The organism is Victivallis vadensis (assembly GCF_003096415.1).
Lineage (GTDB): Bacteria > Verrucomicrobiota > Lentisphaeria > Victivallales > Victivallaceae > Victivallis > Victivallis vadensis.
In genome coordinates this window covers 105,045-126,890 of sequence record NZ_QEKH01000003.1, presented here as the reverse complement: position 1 = coordinate 126,890, position 21,846 = coordinate 105,045, and the positions used below count along the sequence as shown (strand labels likewise).

16 protein-coding genes are annotated in these 21,846 nt (G+C 58.8%); 11 read left to right on the top strand and 5 right to left on the bottom strand.

The genetic code is table 11. The annotated features are described in order from the left end of the window. Nucleotides 1-22 precede the first annotated feature (22 nt). From C8D82_RS02795 to C8D82_RS02775, 4 genes are all read left to right on the top strand, one after another. A complete protein-coding gene (locus C8D82_RS02795) occupies nucleotides 23-805 on the top strand; it encodes a prepilin-type N-terminal cleavage/methylation domain-containing protein (RefSeq protein WP_116882746.1) in 783 nt (260 codons plus the stop codon). 31 nt (nucleotides 806-836) lie between these two features. Next, complete coding sequence (locus C8D82_RS21510; RefSeq protein ID WP_207776054.1) at nucleotides 837-3,098, top strand: glycosyl hydrolase family 28-related protein; 2,262 nt, start codon at nucleotides 837-839, stop codon at nucleotides 3,096-3,098. A gap of 164 nt (nucleotides 3,099-3,262) precedes the next feature. Beyond that, on the top strand, nucleotides 3,263-3,478 hold the full coding sequence (locus C8D82_RS20520) for a hypothetical protein (RefSeq protein ID WP_133245032.1): 216 nt from the start codon (nucleotides 3,263-3,265) through the stop codon (nucleotides 3,476-3,478). Nucleotides 3,479-3,543: 65 nt separating this feature from the next. Next, entirely contained in the window at nucleotides 3,544-4,515 is a 972-nt protein-coding gene (locus C8D82_RS02775; protein ID WP_133245031.1) for a CNNM domain-containing protein, read from the top strand. Between the two features lie 11 nt (nucleotides 4,516-4,526). On the opposite strand, the gene C8D82_RS02770 is transcribed toward C8D82_RS02775, so the two are convergent. The 3 genes from C8D82_RS02770 to C8D82_RS02760 are packed head-to-tail and all read right to left on the bottom strand — an operon-like array spanning nucleotide 4,527 to nucleotide 9,601. After that, entirely contained in the window at nucleotides 4,527-5,696 is a 1,170-nt protein-coding gene (locus C8D82_RS02770; RefSeq protein ID WP_116882743.1) for a sialate O-acetylesterase, read from the bottom strand. A 27-nt stretch (nucleotides 5,697-5,723) separates the two neighbouring features. Beyond that, the gene (locus C8D82_RS02765) at nucleotides 5,724-6,185 is read right to left on the bottom strand and encodes a hypothetical protein (protein WP_116882742.1); all 462 of its coding nucleotides are present in this window, start codon (nucleotides 6,183-6,185) and stop codon (nucleotides 5,724-5,726) included. 17 nt (nucleotides 6,186-6,202) lie between these two features. Further along, nucleotides 6,203-9,601 (bottom strand): sugar-binding protein, encoded by a 3,399-nt coding sequence (locus C8D82_RS02760; RefSeq protein WP_116882741.1) that lies wholly within the window; start codon nucleotides 9,599-9,601, stop codon nucleotides 6,203-6,205. A 49-nt stretch (nucleotides 9,602-9,650) separates the two neighbouring features. Between C8D82_RS02760 and C8D82_RS02755 the strand changes: the two genes are divergently transcribed. The 3 genes from C8D82_RS02755 to C8D82_RS02745 all read left to right on the top strand — a co-directional run bounded on the left by C8D82_RS02755 (nucleotide 9,651) and on the right by C8D82_RS02745 (nucleotide 13,343). After that, on the top strand, nucleotides 9,651-10,421 hold the full coding sequence (locus C8D82_RS02755) for a LacI family DNA-binding transcriptional regulator (RefSeq protein WP_116882740.1): 771 nt from the start codon (nucleotides 9,651-9,653) through the stop codon (nucleotides 10,419-10,421). After that, on the top strand, nucleotides 10,418-11,176 hold the full coding sequence (locus C8D82_RS02750; RefSeq protein ID WP_116882739.1) for a type II secretion system protein: 759 nt from the start codon (nucleotides 10,418-10,420) through the stop codon (nucleotides 11,174-11,176). Before C8D82_RS02755 ends, C8D82_RS02750 begins: the two co-directional genes overlap by 4 nt. A 94-nt stretch (nucleotides 11,177-11,270) precedes the next feature. Next, nucleotides 11,271-13,343, top strand: a complete 2,073-nt coding sequence (locus C8D82_RS02745) for a hypothetical protein (RefSeq protein ID WP_116882738.1) — start codon at nucleotides 11,271-11,273, stop codon at nucleotides 13,341-13,343. 110 nt (nucleotides 13,344-13,453) lie between these two features. Here C8D82_RS02745 and C8D82_RS02740 read toward each other — a convergent pair whose 3' ends face one another. Beyond that, entirely contained in the window at nucleotides 13,454-13,891 is a 438-nt protein-coding gene (locus C8D82_RS02740) for a 23S rRNA (pseudouridine(1915)-N(3))-methyltransferase RlmH (protein ID WP_116882849.1), read from the bottom strand. Continuing rightward, entirely contained in the window at nucleotides 13,881-14,957 is a 1,077-nt protein-coding gene (gene mnmA, locus C8D82_RS02735) for a tRNA 2-thiouridine(34) synthase MnmA (protein ID WP_116882737.1), read from the bottom strand. The genes C8D82_RS02740 and mnmA overlap by 11 nt, the downstream gene beginning before the upstream one ends. Before the next feature lie 128 nt (nucleotides 14,958-15,085). On the opposite strand from mnmA, the gene C8D82_RS02730 reads away from it, so the two are divergent. The 4 genes from C8D82_RS02730 (at nucleotide 15,086) to C8D82_RS02715 (ending at nucleotide 21,782) form a co-directional block, all read left to right on the top strand. After that, complete coding sequence (locus C8D82_RS02730) at nucleotides 15,086-17,593, top strand: ATP-dependent Clp protease ATP-binding subunit (RefSeq protein WP_116882736.1); 2,508 nt, start codon at nucleotides 15,086-15,088, stop codon at nucleotides 17,591-17,593. 327 nt (nucleotides 17,594-17,920) lie between these two features. Further along, a complete protein-coding gene (locus tag C8D82_RS02725) occupies nucleotides 17,921-18,961 on the top strand; it encodes a substrate-binding domain-containing protein (RefSeq protein ID WP_165832793.1) in 1,041 nt (346 codons plus the stop codon). Then, the gene (locus C8D82_RS02720; RefSeq protein WP_116882734.1) at nucleotides 18,937-19,752 is read left to right on the top strand and encodes a prepilin-type N-terminal cleavage/methylation domain-containing protein; all 816 of its coding nucleotides are present in this window, start codon (nucleotides 18,937-18,939) and stop codon (nucleotides 19,750-19,752) included. The genes C8D82_RS02725 and C8D82_RS02720 overlap by 25 nt, the downstream gene beginning before the upstream one ends. Then, complete coding sequence (locus C8D82_RS02715; RefSeq protein WP_116882733.1) at nucleotides 19,752-21,782, top strand: hypothetical protein; 2,031 nt, start codon at nucleotides 19,752-19,754, stop codon at nucleotides 21,780-21,782. Before C8D82_RS02720 ends, C8D82_RS02715 begins: the two co-directional genes overlap by 1 nt. Nucleotides 21,783-21,846 lie beyond the last annotated feature (64 nt).

Below are 21,846 nucleotides of genomic sequence, written 5' to 3'. Positions count from 1 at the left end.
TGACAAGCGAAAGGATAAACAAATGCGACAAGTGAAACGCACCCGGCACATTGACATGCCCGGTATGATGCGCCGGAATTTTACTCTCATTGAGCTGCTCGTGGTGATAGCGATTATTGCGATTCTGGCGGCGATGCTGCTGCCCGCGCTGAACAAGGCGCGGGATAAGGCGCGCGCAATCAAATGCCTGAATAACCAGAAACAGTTCGGCACGGCTTTCATCTCCTATGCCGACTCGAACGACGGCCAGATTCCGTGCGCGTCCTTTTCCGGCAACGCCTCGCCTTACTGGATGCACAACCTGGTCGAAACCGGACTGCTGCCCGGCCGGGTCGACGCCGGAGACAATATTTCGGTCTCCGCGCAGGGAATCTGGAACTGTCCCGCCAACGGCGAACAAACCCGCTACTTCGGCAGCAAGGCGCTCCGCGCGGAGATGAGCTACGGCGCCAACGGCTTCGCCTCTTTCAACAAGAATACGGGAACCAATAACTTTGAGACCTACGACGGATTCCTCGGCGCCAAGATTTCGCAGATCAAATCGCCTTCCACCAAATATGCGATGATGGATGCGAGCAGCTACCGCCTCGACTATCACACCAACAGTGGCAAGGTTCAGGAGACCGACACCGCCGGAACCTGGCCGAACGGCGTCGAGTTCGTCGATTACCGCCACAGCAACGGCGTCAACATCCTTTACTCCGACGGACATGCCGCCGCGAACATCGGCATCGTCTACGGCGGGCACCCGTTCCGCAACACCTACTGGCGGGCCCGCAAGACTCCCGGAACTTCCGACAACTGAATTTAAATCACCTCAAGGAGAAATTCACCAGATGAAACGATTGCTTGCTTTACTGATGTTCGCCGCATTCGCGGCGACCGCCGCCGTCCCGCTGCCGGAGCTGAACTGGGTTCCGGGCAGCGACTGGCTCAATGTGAAAAGTTTCGGGGCGAAAGGCGACGGGACCACCGATGACACCGCCGCGCTTCAAAAGGCGTTCGACGCGGTTCAGGACGGAACCGTAATCTACTTCCCGCCCGGCGTCTATCCGGTCAGTTCCGAACTCGTCATCATCAAAAAGCCTCCGTTCAAGGGCAAGGAAAAGCGGCTGCTCGGCACCGGCATCTACGGCCACGGCCGCAACACCGTGCTGCGCTGGCAGGGGAAAGCGGACGGCACCATCCTGCGTGACCGGGGCATGCTCCACTGCCGGATGATCGGCCTCACCTTCGACGGAAACGGCAAGGCGGCCGCCGGACTCAACCACGACAACGACAACAAGTTTGAAACCCACCTCTATTACGCGTTCTGCGAATTCCGCAATTTCTCGAAGTTCGGCGTCCTCTCCGAAAAGAACAGCATCGACGGCCTTTCGACCGCCGAAATCGCATTCGAGCACACCATCTTCGACAACTGCGGCACCGCGATCAGCTTCACCTCCTTCAACGACTACAACTACACCTTCGACGGCTGCCGCTTCACCAATAACAAGGCGGTCGCGGTCGAGTGCGTCAACGGCAACTTCTACGTCCGCAACAGCCGCTTTGAGAACAACGGCACCGACGTGGTCGCCAATCCGGAACACGCCTCCAGCATCCGCCGCTCCGTGTCGGTCAACGCCGGAACTTTTCTGAAATTCGGCAACTCGGTCAGTCCGATGACGGTCGAAAACTGCTATGTCGCCGACTGGCGAGACGCGGCGGCGATCACCTCTTTCGGCGCGCCGCTGACCCTCTTCGACAATACCTTCCGCCACGCCGACGCACAAAAAGCTCCGCTGCAGGCGAACCGCAACCAGTTCCTGCTGCTGGCCGCCAACACGCTGCTGGGCCCGTCCCGGCTCACCGCCGGAGAATCGCCCCGCGCCATCACCGTTCCCCTGCCGGAAGGCGCGCTCCCGCTCAATGCCGACACTGATTTCATTCCGGCGGAAGTGAAACTGCCGACCGCACTCTTTGACGCGAAAACCCAATTCGGCGCCAGAGGCGACGGCCGCGCCGACGACACCGAAGCGATCCAGAAGGCGCTCGACGCCGCCAGAAAGCACGGCAACGGCGCAATCGCCTACCTGCCGCGCGGCATCTACCGCACCACCCGTCCGCTTGAACTCACCGGCAGCGGTTTCGGCCTCGGCGGCAGCGGTCTGTATTCGGAGATTCTCTTTGCGGGCAAGCCCGAAGAGAACGCAATCAACGTCCGTCCCTCCGGCGAACTGCTGCTGGACAACTTCGCGGTGAACCGGTACGGCCTGAAGTTCAATGCCGACCGCACCGTTTCCGGCTTCGGCGGCACCGGCGCGGACATCCGGCAGTTCCCGTCGGAAACCGGTTCCCGCGTGACCTACCACAGCGTTTACGTACGCGGCAAGTATTCGCACATGCCTTTCCTGCTCGGGTTCCGGCTGGAAAACCTCACCGCCCGCGACACCGTGATCCTCGACAATGTCGAGGGGAACATCCACGCAATCAACTCCGGCGCGGCCACGATTTTCGCCCCGGTCAGCTACGAGGGAACCGTCTGGATCAAAGGCAAAGCCTCCGGCGGCATTTTCGGAATCATGACCCGCCTTGCCACACTGTCGGAGTACAGCATCCATCTGGAAAACAGCAGTTCCCTGATCGCCAGCGATTTCTACATCGAACAGGCGATTGCGCGCACCATCACGCTCAAAGGCGGCGACGCAGACGCGCCGGGGCGGGTCACGCTCGGACTCGCCAAGCTGGACATCAACCGCGACGGCAACGCCTCGATGGCCGACGAACTGGTCGCGATCGACCGCTACAACGGCGAAATCAACTTCATCGCGTCGCAGCTTTACCCGCCCAGGTATCCGGCGAAATTCACCGTCGCCGGGGATAAGGCCAGACTCGGCATTTTCAGCAGCTTCTTCTATGTGAAGAGCTTCCGGCTGGTTCCGGAGAACCTGCCGCTCGAACTGCTCGCGACCGGCGGCAGCAGTGAATTCAACAAGGCGGCGCTGACGCTTCCCGGGGCCGCCCACAACCCGGCCGCCGCGGTCAACGCGCTGCTCGACCTCCGCCGCCTCGGCAGGCTCGACTGGCAGTTGAACTATCCCGCCCTGCTTGCCAGATAATCCTCCTTTCTCCCGGAGTTATGCTCCGGGAGAAACCATGCGATTTGCATTTCCGCAACTCGTATGCTATATTTTTTTATATGAGCGAAACCTTATATCGATTATGTCTTTGCCTGCTGCTTGCGACGGCTGCTTTTTTCTGCCTGAACACCGCAGCCGCCCCCGTGTCTTTGCCGGACGAGCCGGAGGAATCCCTCGAAACGGTGTTTTCCGAACGGTTCCACGACGAAGTTTCCCGGACTTTCGCACACTCCCCCGAACCGGTTGAAATCGAGTTTTCACCGATCCCCGGCCTTGCGGCGTTCCAGTTGCAAAGCGTCCGGATTCCCGTTGAACTTCCCGTGAGCGGCTACCGCTTTCCGATCCCGCTGCGTCGCTGAAAAGATCCGTTTTTCTTTTGAAATTCAGATTTTTTTTCAACAACAACAGGATTGAATGGTTTTATATGACTCTTCTTATCGTCAGCATCGCCGTGGCGATGTCCGTTTCGTTTCTCTGCTCGGTCATGGAGGCTGCGCTGCTCAGCATAACCCCGAGCAAAATTGCCCTGATCGCCGAAAAACGCCCCCGGATCGGCAGCATCTGCCGCCGTTTCAAGGAGGATATCGAAAAACCGATCGCCGTGATCCTGATCCTGAACACCGCCGCCCACACCTTCGGCGCGGCCATCGCGGGCGCCCAGTTCGACAAGCTCTTCGGCAGCAGCTACATCTGGCTGTTTTCGCTGATCTTCACCGTGCTGATGGTGCAGTACACCGAAATCCTGCCGAAAACGCTCGGCGTGCGGTTCAACCGCCACGTGATCGCCGGTACGGCCAATACGCTGCGCGTACTGGTCTGGCTGCTCTCGCCGGTGATCGCGCTGGTGCACCTGATCAACCGCCCGTTCGAGCCGGCGGAAAACAAGAGTGAAGAGGAAAACGACGAAACCATCCGCGAGATCGGCGCGCTTGCCGCCCACGCCCGCGAAACCCACCAGCTCTCCTCGACGCAGGAACAGATCATCCGCAACGCGCCGGAACTGGCGGATCAGGTTGTCACCGAACTGATGACGCCGATGGATAAAATCCGCATGCTCTCCGACACGATGAGCCGCGACGAAGTGCTCAGCCGCATCGCTCAGGAGCGCCACTCCCGCTATCCGGTCTGCCGGAACGGCAACCCGGGGGAGATCGTCGGCAGCCTGACCGCCCGCGACCTGCTTTTCCACACCGGAGAGTGGCGGCAGTTGATCCGGCCGGTCCACTACGTCAACTCCGGGGTTTCTTTGCTGGAGTTGCTTGAAAATGTAGACGGGCTGGATTCCAGGCTGCTGCTGGTCCGGGATTCCGGCAACCGGATCGCCGGGATGCTGACCTCCAACGACATCCTGCTGCACCTGGCCGGAAAACGCTTCCCGGTCCGTCAGGTGGCGTAGCCCGCAAGCGGTTACCGGCGGTTGGTTTTGTAGCGCAAAGCCAACCGCACTCCGTAAAAACAGCGCGGCGGGCCGGCCTGATCTTTTATTCGACCGGATACGGTATGGCGACGTGCGGGTGGCGGGCGTTTCCCGACATGTGATCGTGCCGCAGCCGCGCGACGTCCAACCGCGCTTGTCGTGATTTCACCGGTATATTTCTTTTCCATCCAGTTCCGCCTTCCTTTTGTATCCGTACCGCCCTCGAATCTTTCTGCTTCCTTATCAAATTTAAATGGAGCAGCGGGAACTCCACAGCGATTGACTAAATTAGGATTTGCCAGCTTATGCCAGCCGAACCTGACGGAAACCGGCTCGGGAACCAGAGGAGATGCAATGATAAGCCTTTCATGGTCAATTGTCCCCTCCGCCTGATGAAATATTCCATCTTTTCCGGCGATTTCAAGATGATTCAACGGTTTGCCATCCCGGGACTTGAGTCCATTCGGATCGGCAAACTCCACGACAACGTGTTCCACCTCGAAAATTGCCCGTTGCGCCATTGGCGAAAAACCGGCAGAATCTCCTTCAAATTCCCGTGCCTGGATCACTCCGGCAATCCGTGTTGCCAACGGACGCTTGTCTTTCGGATGAATATCCGCAGGATCTCCAAGATCAGAGGTCACCACCAATGCCGCATTGCGGTCCGTTTTCACAAAACATTGCTGCGCCCGGCGCAATTCAGGGATAATGCCGGGATCTTCCCCCCAATAATCGAAGGGCGGTAACTGAACGATATAAAACCGCAGTTGAGGATTATGGAAAAGTTTTCTCCACCCGCCAGTCAACGCACGCAGTTTTTCCGCATATAACATTCCCTCTGTATGATTTCCTTCCCCCTGATACCAGATCACTCCCCGGAACTGAAACGGCGTAACCGGCCAGACCATCGCATTGAAAACCAGGGCCGGCAGTCGATTCAATCTGCCCTGATACGTTCCCCGGGGCCAACTTGTCATACGTGCGATTTCAGCTTCGGCCCATTCCGCAGTCTTGCGCAAAGCGGGAACGGACCGAAACGCAGGCGGATATGTCCAAACCTCAATCCGGGTGCCGCTCATACTGTTGTCAATGATTCCGACGGGAACATCGAGGTTCCGCTGCAGTTCTTCCGCCAGGAGAAGCGGAAGCGCTCCCATCATCGGCGCATTATCCGGCCGAACAGTCTGTCATGATTTCACCAGCAATTCACGCGGTTCCCGACTCCACGCCGGTTCAATCTTCAACATCCGAATTGACCGGTTCTTCTGCCGGGCGGCTATTTCGGTTCCGCCTGCCGCATCTTTCACGCGGAAGTACATATTCGATTGGCCGCTGCAGAGCCAGACGTCCCCAACCAATACATCATAAAATTCAAGACGTGTATTTCCCTGCACCGACAGAGTACGCCCCTCCCGGCAGGCTTCCAACGGTTCAAGCCGAATCTGCCAATTGCGATTTGAATCGACAACAGTCTGTCTGCGCTGTCCGGCAAATTCAACGGTAATCTGCTCCCCGGCATCCCCACGCCCGGCCAGACGTAACGGCACATCCCGCTGCAATACCATGAAATCAGAAAAAACGGGCGGCATTTCCACAGCGGCCGAAGCGATCCCCGCTCCCAGCAATATCAGGACTCTCCAGACTTTCATATCATCCATCCGTTTTTCTATTCAACAACCATCACATACGGAAATAATTCCGGCTGTTTATACTCGGCCAGCCCCGACGCGATACGCATAAAGCTCTCGCGCCCGCCTCCGTCGTTGTCGTTCACCACCAGATTGAAACGGAATCCGCTTTGCGCCGTTTCTGGGGTAATCCCCAATGCCCGGAATGGAAGCTTCGCCTGATACGTGGTGACCGTTCCTTTCCGTTCTGCAATCAGGCGGAACTGTTTCGCAACCACGGCGGGAGCAAAGCCGTAAGCGGCCCGCCATATGAACACCTCACTCGTTCCGTCCTCCAGCCGGGACAGGCCGATTTCCCAGAAACCGCGCTGGTTCGGGAACGCCAGCCCGATCTGCACATTGTCCCCCTGCCAGACTGCCGCGCCGCGAAAAGGCTGCACATGAATATCATCGCGCACTGCAACCGAAAGCTCCAGCGCCTCCGCATCCGCCGCCAGCCGAATTTCGGCGGACAGATCCTCCGGCCCTTTCCAGACCAGATGCGACATCGCCGGGTCGTTGCGGAAAAAACTTTGCACCTGCCCGACCCGGTCAAGCCGGAAATCAGGCTTGCGATCCGGTCTGTCCGCGGCAGGAATCGCCACCGCCGCCCGAACCGTCAGGCTCTCCTCGCCTTTCCACGGCGTGCCGGAAACCGCATACCGCAGCCGGATCACCGCCGGTTCTTGCCCGGCGGCACGGAAAGTTCGGCCTGTAACGGCCACACAATTCCAACGCCGCTTTTCTCCCGCTTCCAGCCGGAAGCGGCGCAAAGTCTCCCCCTGAAACTCCAGCCCGGCCGGAGCAGTGAGCGCCACTTCAAAATCGGCAGCCGTACCCAACGGGTTCTCCAGCAGCACCGTCACCGGATACTCCCTGCCCGGCACCGCCAGACCGCCCCCCGCCAACTGGACCGGACACCCGGCGATTTCACTTTTGTGCGCCTCAATCAACCGGAGCGTCGCCGGTTCCGGGCCGATTTCAAACAACAGAAGCCCGTTTACAAGCGGCAGCGGTTCGATATTGCCCATCAGGTCGATCCGTTCGGCGCGGCGGGCGTCGGTCCGCACCGCGACCGGGCGGCAGCCATAACCGGAGTTTTCACTCCACCCCGGCAGCAGAAGCGTGTTTCCGCTCCGAAAGGTGAAAAGCCATAAATTCTTCGCGCCGGCAACCTGTTCCTGACGCAGAAACTCCGCCCCGGAGAACGTCCCGGCCAGCATATTGTAGACCGCATAGACCGGTTTCGGCAGGAAGTCGTGGGTCAACATGCCGTAATTGTGTTCGCCGTCCGTCCTGCTGTACCCGTCGTCGCGAAGATCGTACCAGTTGTAGCCGATCGAACCCCGGCTCCACGCATGGAACAGCTTTTTGAACAGCGTCTCGGCCTGTTTGCGTTCCCCTCCCTCGGTGGACGTAAGGGCGGTTTCGTTGGCGTACCACGGTTCCGTCACGCCGAGTTTCCGGCGCATCGGCAGCAGATTCAGGTCGACCAGCTGCGCGAAGTACGGAAAATCGCCGTGACCGTGAAACGCATGCACCTGATAACTGCCGCGGCCTTCCGCCAGAATCCGCTTCTGCCGATCCGGATCGGCAAGCATCTGCGGCAACGTGACGCTGGTTGCGAAACCGCCGGTCAGCACGACCGCTTCGGGCGCGGCCTGCTTGATTTCAGTATAGGCGTTTTTCAGCATCTCCACATACCGGTCGGAACCGAACGGAGCGAAGCCGGGCAGATCCGGTTCGTTCCAGACCTCCCAGAAACGGATGCGGTTCCGATAACGTTCCACCGTGCGGCGCACGAAAGCCCGCCACGCATCCTGTCTCGGAAACCGCTCCCGGTCCCGCGCCCAGAGCGGCGAATAAGCGAGAATCGCATTCAGCTCAATCCCCCGTTTGCCGAACGCTTCGACGATATGGTCGAACAGCGAATAGTTCCAGATGCCCGGCTCAGGCTGGATCAGGTTCCACTCCGTATCATCGCGCATCACTTTGGCGCCGCAAAGCCCGGCTGCTTCGGCCTCCAGTTCCCTGACACGTTTTCCCCACCGCTCCGGGTGCGAACAGACCCCGAACAGGAATCCTTCGGCCCGCCCCGGCGTCGGCCCGGCCGGTTTCAGGTAGGCGAAACTGTTTGAAACCTGCCGTTTTTCCTCCGGGACCGATCGATCGCTCAGCGTGCAACGTATTCGATGCCAGCCGAACCTCTCCGGCTTCCAGTCGAGCGGCAGGCACCGCCGTTCCCCCGGAAGCAGCCGGAGCGTTTTCTCCAACACCTTGCACCTGCCGTGGTAATCCATGATTTCCAATCCGGCGGCCAGTTCAACCGGCCGGTCCGTAAGCGTATTGGTAAAAGTGACGGCCAGCGCCCTTTCCTCTCCCAGCTTCAGAACCCGCACCCCGTTGCCGGTTTCCACCCGGAACCGCACCGCCTCCGCCGGAGTCAGTTCCCGGCTCAACTCCGCCTGTTCCAAAGTCACCCGCGCCTGACGCGACGGCAGGAAAAGTTTCAGGCACTCCACCGAAACCAGCCCGGAAAATTCCCGCAGCGCTTCCCGCAATGGGAAACGCAACTCATTCTCCCCCTGCTTCAACCGCTGTTTCGGCAGCAGCCGGACTTTTCCGGTCGAATCGCGCAGCTCCGGGGCGAACTGCGCCTCCCCCGAATCCAGCCGGACCCGGAACCGCATCTCGCGGGGACGGCCGAATGTCTCAAGCTGCAATCCCCGATCGCGCAATATCACAATCTCGGCGGCGGCGTCGACCGTCAGCGAATCGGCCTCCTCAACAGCGTGCACCCTCCCCCGGTAAGCCTGAAGCTGCCACAATTCATCCTCACCGAACGAACGCCACACTTCCCGTGCCGGGAATCGGAGATGACGCCCCGCCTCAAAAGTCAGTCTGCCCGGCTCAATCGCTCCCACGCCGCTCCCCGCAGCGAAATCGAATCCCAGTCCCGCCACTTCCAACGGCAGCTCCGGCCTGCCGTTTCCGCCCCAGCAGTCGGAAAAATTATCCGCACTCACATCGAAAGACAACGCTCCATTCTTTTCTCCCGGCCTCTGCTTCCATTGGAACATTTCCCCTTTTTGATCGCGCAGCCGCAGGTTGATCGAACGGAGAGCGGCCGGTTCCGACAAATTCCGGTATTTCAACCGGAAAATCCCCTCTCCTTTCCCCGGAACCGGCACCGGTTCCGCCAGAAACAGTTCCGCGTATCCCGCCCGTTGCCCGTCCCAGCGCAAAACGGTTCCGCCATCCGCAGCCCGAGCCGCCGACTGCCCTCTTTCTTCCGCCTGGTACATCCATGTTTTCGCGACGCCGAAATCCGCCAACTCCGCCGCCCAAAGCGAAAAGCACAGCGTCATCCCCAACCAGAAACCGAACCGATATTTCATAATCAGAAGCTTTCGATTTTACCGTTGACCGCGATCTTCGTGAACCCGTATGCGCACCCTCGGCACTGAATGCCAGTTCAGTCTGGAACAATATTCCGAGTCGCTTCTCTACAAACTTCTCGCCGACCGGGAGGCCCCCACCATCTGGATCTCGCCGGAACAAAATGAAATTCAGGCGATGAAAAAACTCTCTGATCTGGAATGCTCCGTCATCGCGGTCAACCGTTGCGTCTCCTACCCGGGAATCCACTCCGTATCGGTCGACCATACCGCAGTGGGACGATTTGCCGCCGGTGAACTGGTCCGGGCCGGGCATCGCCGCGTCTGTTCCGTCTATCTTGAATCCGAACAGGCGTTTTATCGGAAAGTCGAAGCCGGATTCACCGCCCGGATCACGGAAGAAAACTTGCCGCTGGAGCTTGGAGAGGCGTTGGTTCCCCAGACTGACTGGCACCGGGAAGCCGCGACTGTCTTCCGAAAGCGGCTTTCCGTAGGTGAACGGGTGTTTTTCGTGCATACGACTGCTCTGGTTCCGCTTCTGCTCGAGGAATTTGCCGCTTCCGGCCTGAAACCCGGCAGGGATGTTTTTCTGCTTGTCTACGGCGACAGCTTCGATTTTGAAAACAACGGCGTCAGCGCCCTGCGCCAGCCCGGTATGCAGTTGGGGATCATCGCCGGAAAAATCGCGCTGCGGCAGGAAAACAAACCGGAATATCTGCTCACCGATCTCGAACTTATGAAGCGCGGTTCTCTTTATCCAACGGAAATAACGCACCAGCCACGGTATGCCACAACTTCTCAAGAAGGAATCCTGTCATGAAAAGAATCATCAAACCAGTCCCCCGGAATTTCAACCTCTCAACTCTGCGGTTTCCGCATGTTTCCCGGAGCGGCATCGTCTTTCAGCGTCCTGCAGTCCGCCGATATTTTACACTAATTGAATTACTGGTTGTGATAGCAATCATCGCTATCCTCGCCTCGATGCTGCTTCCCGTTCTGAACAAAGCGCGCGATAAGGCGGCGGAAGTCCGTTGCGCCGCCTCGCTGAAACAACTGACACAATTCTGTTTGATGTACGCAGATGAGCACAACGGCAGAGTACAGGTTAAAATCTGGTACGATCAGCCCGGCTTCCTGAAGTTCTTCGGGGTGAAAATGCACACTCAACTTCCGCGGGGCATCTACTGCCCCAAGTCTCCGGCGCTCCGCAAGAAAATCCCGACGATCGAATCCAGCTACGGGATGAATGCCGACGGCAATCGCAGCAACGCCTCCTACGGTTTCGACGGCAGCCGCGTCGCTGACGATGAACCCAATCACTATATGCTTCAGCGGGTCCGCAATCCCTCCATGCGGTTCATGCTGGCGGACGGCAATGACTGGTGGCTTGCCTTTAACCGGACCCTGGCCCATTCCTCTGATGAAGCCGCCAATATGCAGGCAGCCTACCGGCACAGCAACGACAGCCTCAACGCCGGTTTCTGGGACGGACATGTGGAACGCCGGGATTACCGGCGCTTTCAATACGATCTCTCCGACGAGAACAAGCAACTCTGGTGTACGTACAGCAGATGAACCTCCACAAGGCAAAAAACAATCCCGGGACTTTCAGCAGCCGTCCCGGGGAGCGAGCCATTCACTCCGATTGGAATAAACAGGAATTTTTCAAATGACACTCAGATTCGCACTGCTTTTCTCTCTGCTCCTCAGTTCCCGGCTTGTTGCCGGCGAAGCTTCCATCACGATAAATGCCGCAAAAGATCGCGGGCCGGTCCGTCAGGCGGTCTTCGGTCAGAACTTCGAGTGCGGCGACAGCCGGGGACTTTTCAGCCTGCCGGCGGACGCTCCCGAACCGCGAGCGCTGGAAGTAACTTACGCTCAGGGATACTGGGACCCGGTCGGCCGAAAGCCGGCTCAGGACGTCGTCGATACCATGAAACGCTTTCCATTCGGAGCACTCCGTTATCCGGGCGGTTGTCTTGCCCACAATTTCCGCTGGAAGGAAAGCATCGGTCCGGTCGAACAACGCGGCAGCAAAATCTGGGAGTTCGGCCTTGACGAATATCTCCGGCTCTGCGAAGCGCTGAACTGCGAGCCCCAAATCATCGTCACCGACTACGGCCTTGCCTGTGACGAGATTCCCCGCGACGCAGCGGATCTGGTGGAATATCTCAATATGCCCGCCACACCGCAATATCCCTGGGCGCAGCGGCGCGCCGCCAACGGCCGTCCGGAGCCTTACCACGTCAAATATTTCGAGATCGGCAACGAATCCATCCACGGCAATCACGCCAACAAACCATTTCGCCGTTATACGCCGGAGCAATACGTCAAATACTTCAACGCCACTGTCGGCGCAATGAAAAAGGTGGATCCTTCCATCCTCGCCGGTTACGTGATGGATGATGCCGGCGGAAGCTGGGATCCGATCGTGGCGCGCGGCTGTGCCGCGGCCGCCGATTTTGCAATCGTGCACAGTTACTATCCTCAGGTGGATTCGATGCCGCCGCAAACCGCTTTCAACACCGCGATGGCCGGAGGCGAACAATTCAGCCACCGCCTGGAAGCCTATCGCAAACTGATCCGCCTCGGAGGCAAAGAGTTGCCGCTCGCCCTCACCGAATTCAACTTCAGTTCCACCTCCCCGAAACCGGACGCCTACCGCTTCAGCTTTTTCGCCGGGCTGGCGAATGCCGAAACCTGGTGCAGACTGCTCCAGCCCGAGGAGAATATCCTGCTGGCCAACTACTGGTACTTGCTGAACGGCATGTACGGCGTCATAACCACCATCCCGGGTAAGATACCGGAAAATTACACGGGGAAACCAACCGGCTTCAAAGCGGCAGCCCGCTTTTTCGAGACGCTCCGGGAATTCACTTTGGATACGCTGGTCGCCTGTTCCGTCTCCGGTTCCCCCCGACTGGAAGCTCCCGCCGCTCCCGGCGTGCTGCCCTCCTACGGCGACCGATATGTAGACGGCGGCGGCGACGGTCTTGAAGTATCGCTTGCTCCGTACAATCCCGCCCCGTTCCGAAAGTTTCCCGAGCTTGCCTTTTCCGGTTCTCATCAGGACGGCACGGTCGCCGTGGAACTCAACCGATTCAATCAGGAAGCCTATCCCGCATTCGTCACAGTCAACCGCCCTGCGTCACTGCCGGAAGGCGAAGCATGGAAGGTGGAGGTTTCCTGTGAAGCGCGTTTCCTCCCCGCTTCCGGCAATACCGGCACCGGCACTCTCGGGCTCGGCCTCATGGATGCGCGCGGCTGGAACGCGACCCATTGCGCGGCTGCCGTTTACGGAGTAAATTCTGCAAAAGAGTGGACTCCATTCACCCGGACGCTTCAAATGCTCGATGATTCCAGCCAACTGTCACTATTGATCCGCTTCCAGCATATCAGCGGAGCGCTCTCGGGGAGACTCGAATTCCGCAACCTTAAAATCAAGGCGTACCCGGCGGGTCATTTTCCCGCCTATCCCGCCCTCTCCGCTTTCGCGTCCACGTCGGCGGACGGCAGGCGTCTCGGCTTACTTGTCTTCAACCGGAGCTATGAGCAGGAAATTCCCGTAACACTGAAGCTGGAAGATTTTCCGGCCACCCGTGTCAAAATCGTCTCCCTGTATCAGGAGAAAATCGAATCGGTCGCCGATTTCACTCCGGAACGTCGTGAGGAAAGCGTCATGGGAAACGAGTTCCGCTGTAAGCTCCCGCCGCACTCAATGACGGCCTTCGAATTCAACTGAGCCTCCCAGACGCCAACAGCGGGATATATCAGGGGAGGACGAATACAACCGCTCCCCCGGTCCCCCTTTGCCGCCCTGCTCTACTGGGCCGGCGCGGAATCGATGACGGTTCAGGGGTTGTGATAGCTGCCGCCGTGCAGGATGTTCACCGCGCGGAAGAGCTGCTCAAACAGCAACAGCCGCGCGAGTTCATGCGTAAAAGTGAGCCTGGAGAGCGACCAGAGCAGATCCGCCTTCGCCCGGATTTCAGGCGCGAGGCCGTAGGGGCCGCCGATCACGAACACCACCTTGCGGTCGAATTTCCCCAGCACTTCGGCAAATTTCACGCTGGTGAACTCCTTGCCCTCCTCGGAGAGCGCGACCAGCGCCGCGCCACGATCCCGCTCCAGCGCTTTCAGGATCGCCTGCCCCTCCTTCGCCACATTGGAGTCGGGCAGCTCCTGCACTTCGAGCTTCGCATACGGACCGAGCCACTTCGCAAATTCGTCGCAGCGCGCCTGAATCGCCCGGTCCTTCAGGCGGCCGACCACCAGCACCTTAATCAGCATGGCCGATCACGCCTCCTCCCAGCAGCAGGTCGCCGCGATAGAAAACCGCCGCCTGTCCCGGCGTCACCGCCCGCTGCGGAATCGCGGGAAACACCGCCGCCCCGCCCGCGCCGTCCGGCTCCACCCGGCACGGCACCGCCCGGGAACGGTAGCGGATCTGCACTTCCAGCTCCCCCGACAGATCCGGCGCCCGGCCGGACTGCCACGAAACCCGTTCCACGGTAAAGCGCGACGCGAGCAGCCGCTCCGGTTCGGTTTCCAGCCGGATATCGCCCGATTCGGGATCGATTCCGGCCACGTAGGCAGGCACGCCCAGCGCGACATTCAGCCCCTTGCGCTGGCCGATCGTGAACTCATGCACGCCGTTGTGCCGCCCGACGATCCGCCCCTGATACCGGAACAGTCCGGGACGGCGCGGCAGTTTTTCCAGCCGCCGCAGCGTCTCGCCGAAACTCTCGCCGGGCACCTGAAAGCAGGCATCCTGACTGTCCGGCTTGTCGGAGGTCACAAGGCCGTATTCGGCGGCGATACGCCGCACCTCGCCCTTGTCCATCGCGCCGACCGGAAAGCGCACCATCGACAAAATCGCCTGGTCGAGCCGGTACAGGAAATAGCTCTGGTCCTTTTTCAGGTCGTCCCCCCGGCGCAGCTCATAGACGCCGCCGTGTTCGGAGAGCTTCGCATAGTGGCCGGTCAGCACCTTCGCGGCCCCGACCGAACGGGCGAATTCGACCAGTTTGCCGAATTTGATCCGGTAATTGCACTCGCAGCAGGGATTCGGAGTGCGCCCGCGGGCATACTCCTGCGCCGCCGGACGCAGCACCTTACATTCAAATTCCGGGAAGAGTTCCAGATAGTGATGTTCGATGCCGAGCTTCGCGCAGATCGATTCCACCGCAGCCTCGTCGTTTTTCGACGCGCACAGCTGCGCCGCCGAAAATTCCGGGTCGGGATGTTTCAGCCGGAGCGTCACTCCGATCACTTCACACCCCGCCTGCTGCGCCAGCACCGCCGCCACCGAGGAATCCACCCCCCCGGAAAGCGCCACTATCACCTTCTCTTTCATCCCAAAATCCTCACTGAAACAGTCGACATTTTTATAATATGTCCCCTGCCCTGCCACATTTCAATAGTTGACAAGTTTGTTTTCTGCATTATATTACCTTAATTAAGGAAGAGAGGAGGATTTTCATCATGGCAAAATCTGAAGAAAACAACGGTTTCGGCAACCTTACGCCGCGCGCAAGGCAAATATTGCTGCTGGCACGGCAGGAGGCGGAGCGTTTCAATCACGACTATATCGGCACCGAGCATCTGCTGCTCGGCATTCTCGCGCTGAACGAAGGAGTCGCGGTCAGCGTGCTCAAGTCACTCGGACTCAATCTGCAGCAGCTCCGGCTGGAGGTGGAGAAGAGCTGCGGAGTGGGCGGAGCCACCCAGACCGCCGGCCCGATGCCGCTTTCGCCCCGGCTGAAGCGGGTGCTGGTTTTCGCCGCGCAGGAGGCGCAGGCGATGAACTACAACTTCATCGGCACCGAGCACCTGCTGCTGGCGATCCTGAAAGAGGGAGAAAGCCAGGCGGCCCGGATTCTGCAGAACCTCAACGTGAATCTTGACGAGGTCCGGCAGACCATCATCAAGACGCTCGATTCGGACTACCTGCCCGAGGGTGAGGAGGAGTCCGACTCCGCAGTTCCGCCGAGTTCCGGCGGCAATGCGCCGCAGGGGGGGACGCAGGGGAGCGGCACGGACGCGCTGCCCGCGCTCAACGCCTTCGGGCGCAACCTGACCGAACTCGCCGCCAAGGGCGAACTCGACCCGGTGATCGGCCGCGCCGATGAAATCGAGCGGGTGATCCAGGTGCTCTGCCGCCGCACCAAGAACAATCCGGTGCTGATCGGCGAAGCGGGCGTCGGCAAGACCGCGATCCTCGAAGGGCTCGCCGAGGCGATCGTCGCCAAGCGGGTGCCGGACCTGCTCGCGGATAAGATGATTTACGCGATCGACCTGCCGCTGATGGTGGCCGGCACCAAATACCGCGGCCAGTTCGAGGAGCGGATCAAGGCGGTGATCGATGAGGTCCGCAACTCGAAAAAGGTGATTTTGTTCATCGACGAGCTGCACACCATCGTCGGGGCCGGCGGCGCCGAAGGCGCGATGGATGCGGCCAACATCATCAAGCCCGCGCTGTCGCGCGGCGAACTGCAGTGCGTCGGCGCGACCACCCTCGACGAATACCGCAAGGGGATCGAAAAGGACGCGGCGCTGGAGCGGCGGTTCCAGCCGGTGATGGTCAATCCGCCGAGCATCGAGGATTCGATCAAAATCCTCGACGGACTCAAGGAGACCTACGAAAAGCACCACCATGTCGAATACGGCCCCGGCGCGCTCGAAGCGGCGGTCCGGCTCTCCGACCGGTACATCTCCGGGCGATTCCTGCCGGACAAGGCGATCGACGTGATGGATGAAGCAGGGGCGCGCGCCCGGATCAGCAGCGTAGTCCCGCCGCCGGACACCGCTTCGATCGAAGCCGACATCGAAGCGGCCAAGTCGAAGAAGGAAGCCGCGATCGTCGAGCAGAATTTCGAGGCCGCCGCCAAATGGCGCGACGTCGAACGCGAACTCAAACACCGCATCGAGGACCTGCGCGCCAACTGGAAGAAGGAGTGCGCCGACACCCGGACGCTGATCACGAAAAGCGACATCGCCGCCGTGGTCGCCAAGCTCACCGGCGTGCCGCTGCAGCAGATGGAAGAGGGCGAAAGCGCCAAGTTGCTGCGCATGGAGGAGGAGCTGAAGAAATCGGTGATCGGGCAGGACAACGCGGTCGGGATCATCTCCCGCGCGCTGCGGCGCAGCCGCGCCGACCTGAAGAACCCGGCCCGTCCGATCGGTTCGTTCATCTTCCTCGGCCCGACCGGCGTCGGCAAGACGCTGCTGGCGAAGGCGCTGGCGGAGTTCATGTTCGGCGACGCGGATGCGCTGATCCAGGTGGATATGTCCGAATATATGGAGAAATTCAACGTCTCCCGCCTGGTCGGTTCACCTCCCGGCTACGTCGGCCACGGCGAGGGCGGCGAACTGACTGAAAAGGTCCGCCGCCGCCCCTACTCGGTGGTGCTGTTCGACGAGATCGAAAAGGCCCACCCGGATGTGATGCACATGCTGCTGCAGATCCTTGAGGAAGGGCGCATCACCGATACGCTCGGCCGCCGGATCGACTTCCGCAACACGATCATCATCATGACCAGCAACGTCGGCGCGGAACAGCTCAGCAAGGGAGCGGCTCCGCTCGGTTTCGGCGGCGACGCCGCCTCGGGAAACCAGAAGAGCGATGAAAAGCTGCTGGGAATCGCGAAGAAGTTCTTCAAGCCGGAATTCATCAACCGGGTCGACGACATCATCGTGTTCCGCAAGCTGGACAAGACCGACCTGCTGTCGATCGTGGATATCGAGCTGGGCAAGCTGCGCGAGCGCCTGCTCGGCCGGAAGCTGGAGCTTCACATTTCCGACGAGGTCCGCGAATACCTGATCGCCAAGGGATACGAGCCTGAATTCGGCGCGCGTCCGCTGCGGCGCGCGGTAGAGCGGTACATCGAAGACCCGCTCGCCGAGGAGCTGCTGCGCGGCACCTTCGACGAGGCCAAAGGGGTCAAGGTCGAACTCGACCAGCAGAAAGTGCTGTTCTTCCCGGAAAAGTGACAACTATCGGCGAAATATGAGGCCCGCGTTTCCATGAAGCGCGGGCCTTTCTGCATCTCAGCCCGGCCCGTAGAACATGGCATCTTCCCCCGCGCCCGCCTGTCGTGCCAGAATCCGGCACATCATATCGTACTTCATCGATTCCGCAGGAAGCGATACGCTTTTTCACTGTTCATTCGGAAGTTCCGCGAGAACGCCATGAAAAAAATATTTTTTTGAAAAAGAATATTGACAATAGAGCGATACACTTTCATAATTATTATAAACAGAATCATACAGGGAAATACAATGACGAGAGCAGAATTTTTTCAAAGGCAGCTTGGGGCCTTGCTGAAAGACCTTCCGGCCGGAACCAGACTGCCTCCGGTGCGCACTTTGCTGAAAGAGTACCATATCAGCCTGACCACGTTCAATAAAGCCGTAAAACACTTCAAGGACGCCGGCCGGCTTCGGGCGATTCATGGTTCGGGGATTTACGTTGACAAACTCCCGGAGAAAATCGGCGGGGAACCGGTGGAGGTCGTCAATATTCTTTTCTTCGGTTATCGAAGCTCGCTTACTTCCGAAGGTTTTATCCGCAGTTTAAGCAACTTGCTCGGCCTGCAGCTCAGTTTGGCCGGAATGAGTGCAACTTTTACGCTTTTTCCTCCGGAAGCCTCATTGGAGGCCGTAAAGCAGAAACTGAAAAAGATGCGGCCGCAGGCGGTAATCACCATCAATATGTACAATCCGGGAATCACGCAATATCTGCGGTCCCGCGGAATTCCGTATATTTGCATCACGCCGGCACATCCCGCCGATCAGGAATATTCACTTTACCTTGATGACGCCTCCATCATGAAACAGATTCTGGATTACCTGACGAAACTGGGCCATCGGCACATCTGCTACATCCACGGCGTCAGTACGCAGTGGTATCTGCGCTGGGAACATATCCGGGAACGGGAATTTTACCGGTGCTGCACCATGCACAACATCGTACCGAACCTGAATCTAGTTCGTTTCGGCAACTTTTCACCGGAGGGAAGCGCCGCGGCAATCCGGGAAATCCTGAATCAGGGCTGCAAGTTCACTGCCGTAATCGCGGATGATCACATCGTTTCAGGCGTCTACCGGGAACTGGCCCGCGCCGGCCTGCGCATCCCGGAAGATGTCTCCGTCATCGGCATCAATGACCTGGAACTTGCATGCCATTTGCTGCCGCCGCTCACGACAGTGCGGAATTCCACGGAAGAGCTGGCGCGGCTGGCCGTCGCCGGCCTGGTACGCCGGATCGCCGGCGAAACGGACTTCACCATACCGCCCCTGCCCGTTGAACTGATTGTGCGCGACTCCGCCACGAAATGCAGTTCCATACAGAGCGGCTGATTTTTAATAACACGGAAGCAGAATTCAGCAGCAATGAAAATACGGCAACATCAAAAAAGAAAGGTATCACCATGATTATTCCACCGGCCGGCCGCACTTTCCGCACCATACAGGACAATTTATTCACATTGATTGAGTTGCTTATCGTAATAGCGATAATCGCCATTCTTGCCTCTATGCTGCTGCCCGCGCTGAACAAGGCTCGGGAAGCGGCTCAGGCGACGAAGTGCCTCAACAACCTGAAACAAAACAGCCAGATATTCGCGATGTATTCCACAGCTTATAATGATTTCATCTTTCAGTGGGGCTGGGACAGCGGGGATAAATGGTTTTACATTCAGGGCATGCGTGACCACCTGAACGGAACAAAGCAGAAAGTCGCGGACCGTCCATTGACAAGCTGCCCCAAATCCGTCCCCGTCAACCAGCCCGAATGGAACCTCGCCTACGGCATGACCTGCGGCTATCCGACAGTGGAAGGTGAAGTGACGCCGAACTGGGCAGATTTCTATCTCAAAACCAATCGCGTCAAAATGCCCACACGCTACGTGCTTCTGGCGGATTCCGGAGTCAACCTCAATGCAAACCGGCAGGATTACCGCCTGGAGCGCAACAGCACTTATGCCGGAGCGGGCGGAGCCGTCACATACCGCCACGGCCGCAAGGCGAATATGCTCTATCTGGATGGCCACGGAGGAACAACCATGGACAACAACGCGCTTCAAAACCTGAAAGATTATATGAAATTCACCTATATTTTCAATGAAAACGGTATCAAGGAGCTCCTGTAATGGTAAAAAATTTTCACTTCTTAAACATGCTGAAACAGCTCCTGATCCTGGCCGGAACCGTCGCCGGGACAGAGCTTTACGCCGCGGATTGGTCCGGATGGCGGGATAACACCGGTTCCGGCAGGGTGATCTGGGGAAACGGCTTCGAAAACAGGACCGCCAATCCCTTCAGGCTCGGCTGTTACTCAATTGAACCGCACAGCGGCCTGAACGGCGGCGGCGCCCTGTGCCTGACCCGACATAAACCGGAAGATTATTTCTTTCAGGAAATCACGCTGGAAAATGTGGCCCCCGGAGAACTTTATCAGCTCCGTCTCCATGTCCGGGGTGAAAACCTGAGTCAATGGAAAATCATGAGCTTCGCCGGTCTGGAATTCAAGGGCGACAAAGATAAATGGATTTCCGGCAGTTACATCGGGGGTGAAGTCGAACAAGAAGATTTCCGCAGGTATACGCTTGATTTCACCATCCCCGCAAATGCGAAGAAAACCAATATGGTTCTATTCATGTCCCGCGGCGTTACCGGAAAATTATTTTTTGATGACGTGGAAGTCGTCTCTCGCGGCTCTCAGTTCACAGCCATTCCGCTGAAGCCTTCCACAGCCCTGACGATCCGGCCGGATGAAAAAGATTTCCGTTTTCAGATCGATCCCGCCGCGCCGGCCGAAGCCGAAGCGATCGTCTCCGTCACCCAAAACGGCAAAACCAGCGATATCAGACTCGGACTTGACCGCAGAAAACAACTCACCGGGAAATGGCCGCAACTGTCTCCCGGCCCCGTTGATGTGGAGATCAACGTAATCAATGCGGCCGGACGGCTCCGCCTGGGAGCCACCCGCTTCGCGTTCCAAAAAGCCCGCCGCTCCCCTCTCCCCGCCGGCAGTTGTCTGATCGATGACCGCGGCAGAGCCGTCGTGAACGGCAAACCTTTCATGCCGGTCGGAGTATTCACCGACCGCATTGACCGGGAAATGCTGCGACGGCTCCGGGACAACGGCTTCAACTGCCTCATCAGTTACAGCTCACTGCAACGGAGCGGCGAAGCCGAGACTCGCAGGCAGCTCGACCTGATGCAGCAATATGGCATCAAAGCCATTTTCTCACTGAAAGACCAGCCGGACAACGTCACGTCCTGGCAGATCCGTGAATGGGAAGGCGCTTCAGGAGGGCTTGCGGTTGCAGTCAAAGCGGTCTCCTCCCTGCGGAACCATCCGGCATTGCTCGCCTGGTATATCTGCGACGAAGCAGTCCGGCTGCATGTTCCCGCCATTCAAAAAATGCGTGAAGTCATTGCCGCAGCGGACCCTTATCACCCGACATATTCCCTGACGAACATGTGGGCCAATTTTCCCTATTACGGCCTTACCGGAGATATTGCCGGAGTCGATCCTTATCCGGTCAAGGCCAAGGGAAAAACCCAGAGCATCGAGGAGGTCACCACGGCACTGCAGGCCGCCTCGCTCAGTTCGCAGCCCATCTGGATAACGCTTCAGGCATTCAACCGGGGGATCTATTCGGAACGCCCCTGGAATGCGGCCGCCCTGGACCGTACCCGCGCCCCTTCCCGGGAGGAAATGCGTGCGATGTGCCTGTTAAGCGTTATCTACGGCGCCAAAGGTTTTCTGTTTTACTCCTATATGGATGCGGCCCAGCGTTATGAAGCCGCGCGCCCCGGTTCTTCCGCCGCGGAATTGCAAAAGCTCTACCATTGCGCCGGAGAATTGAAACGGCTCGAACCGTTCATTCTGGAAGCGGAATCCCGGGCCGTCCCTCAATCCGGTCCCGTCAATCCGACAATACACTGCCGTTATTTCCGGCTGCCGACCGGAGAAGTACGGATCGTGATTGTTGCCGACAATGCGACGCCGGGGAAAGCGGTTTTCCGATTCAACGGAACCGGGAAATTGATTTCCAGGTTCGGTTTGACCCACCCGCTGCCGGACGGCAGTTACGAATTCAGTTCCGCCCGGATCGATTCCGATATTCTGGAAAGCGTCCCTGCGGACGACGGCAGACCGGCCGGCAACTGATACCGCCCTTTTCATCTTCCGGAAAATTCCGGCGGTTTTCGACAACCGCCTCCGGAGGAAGAAT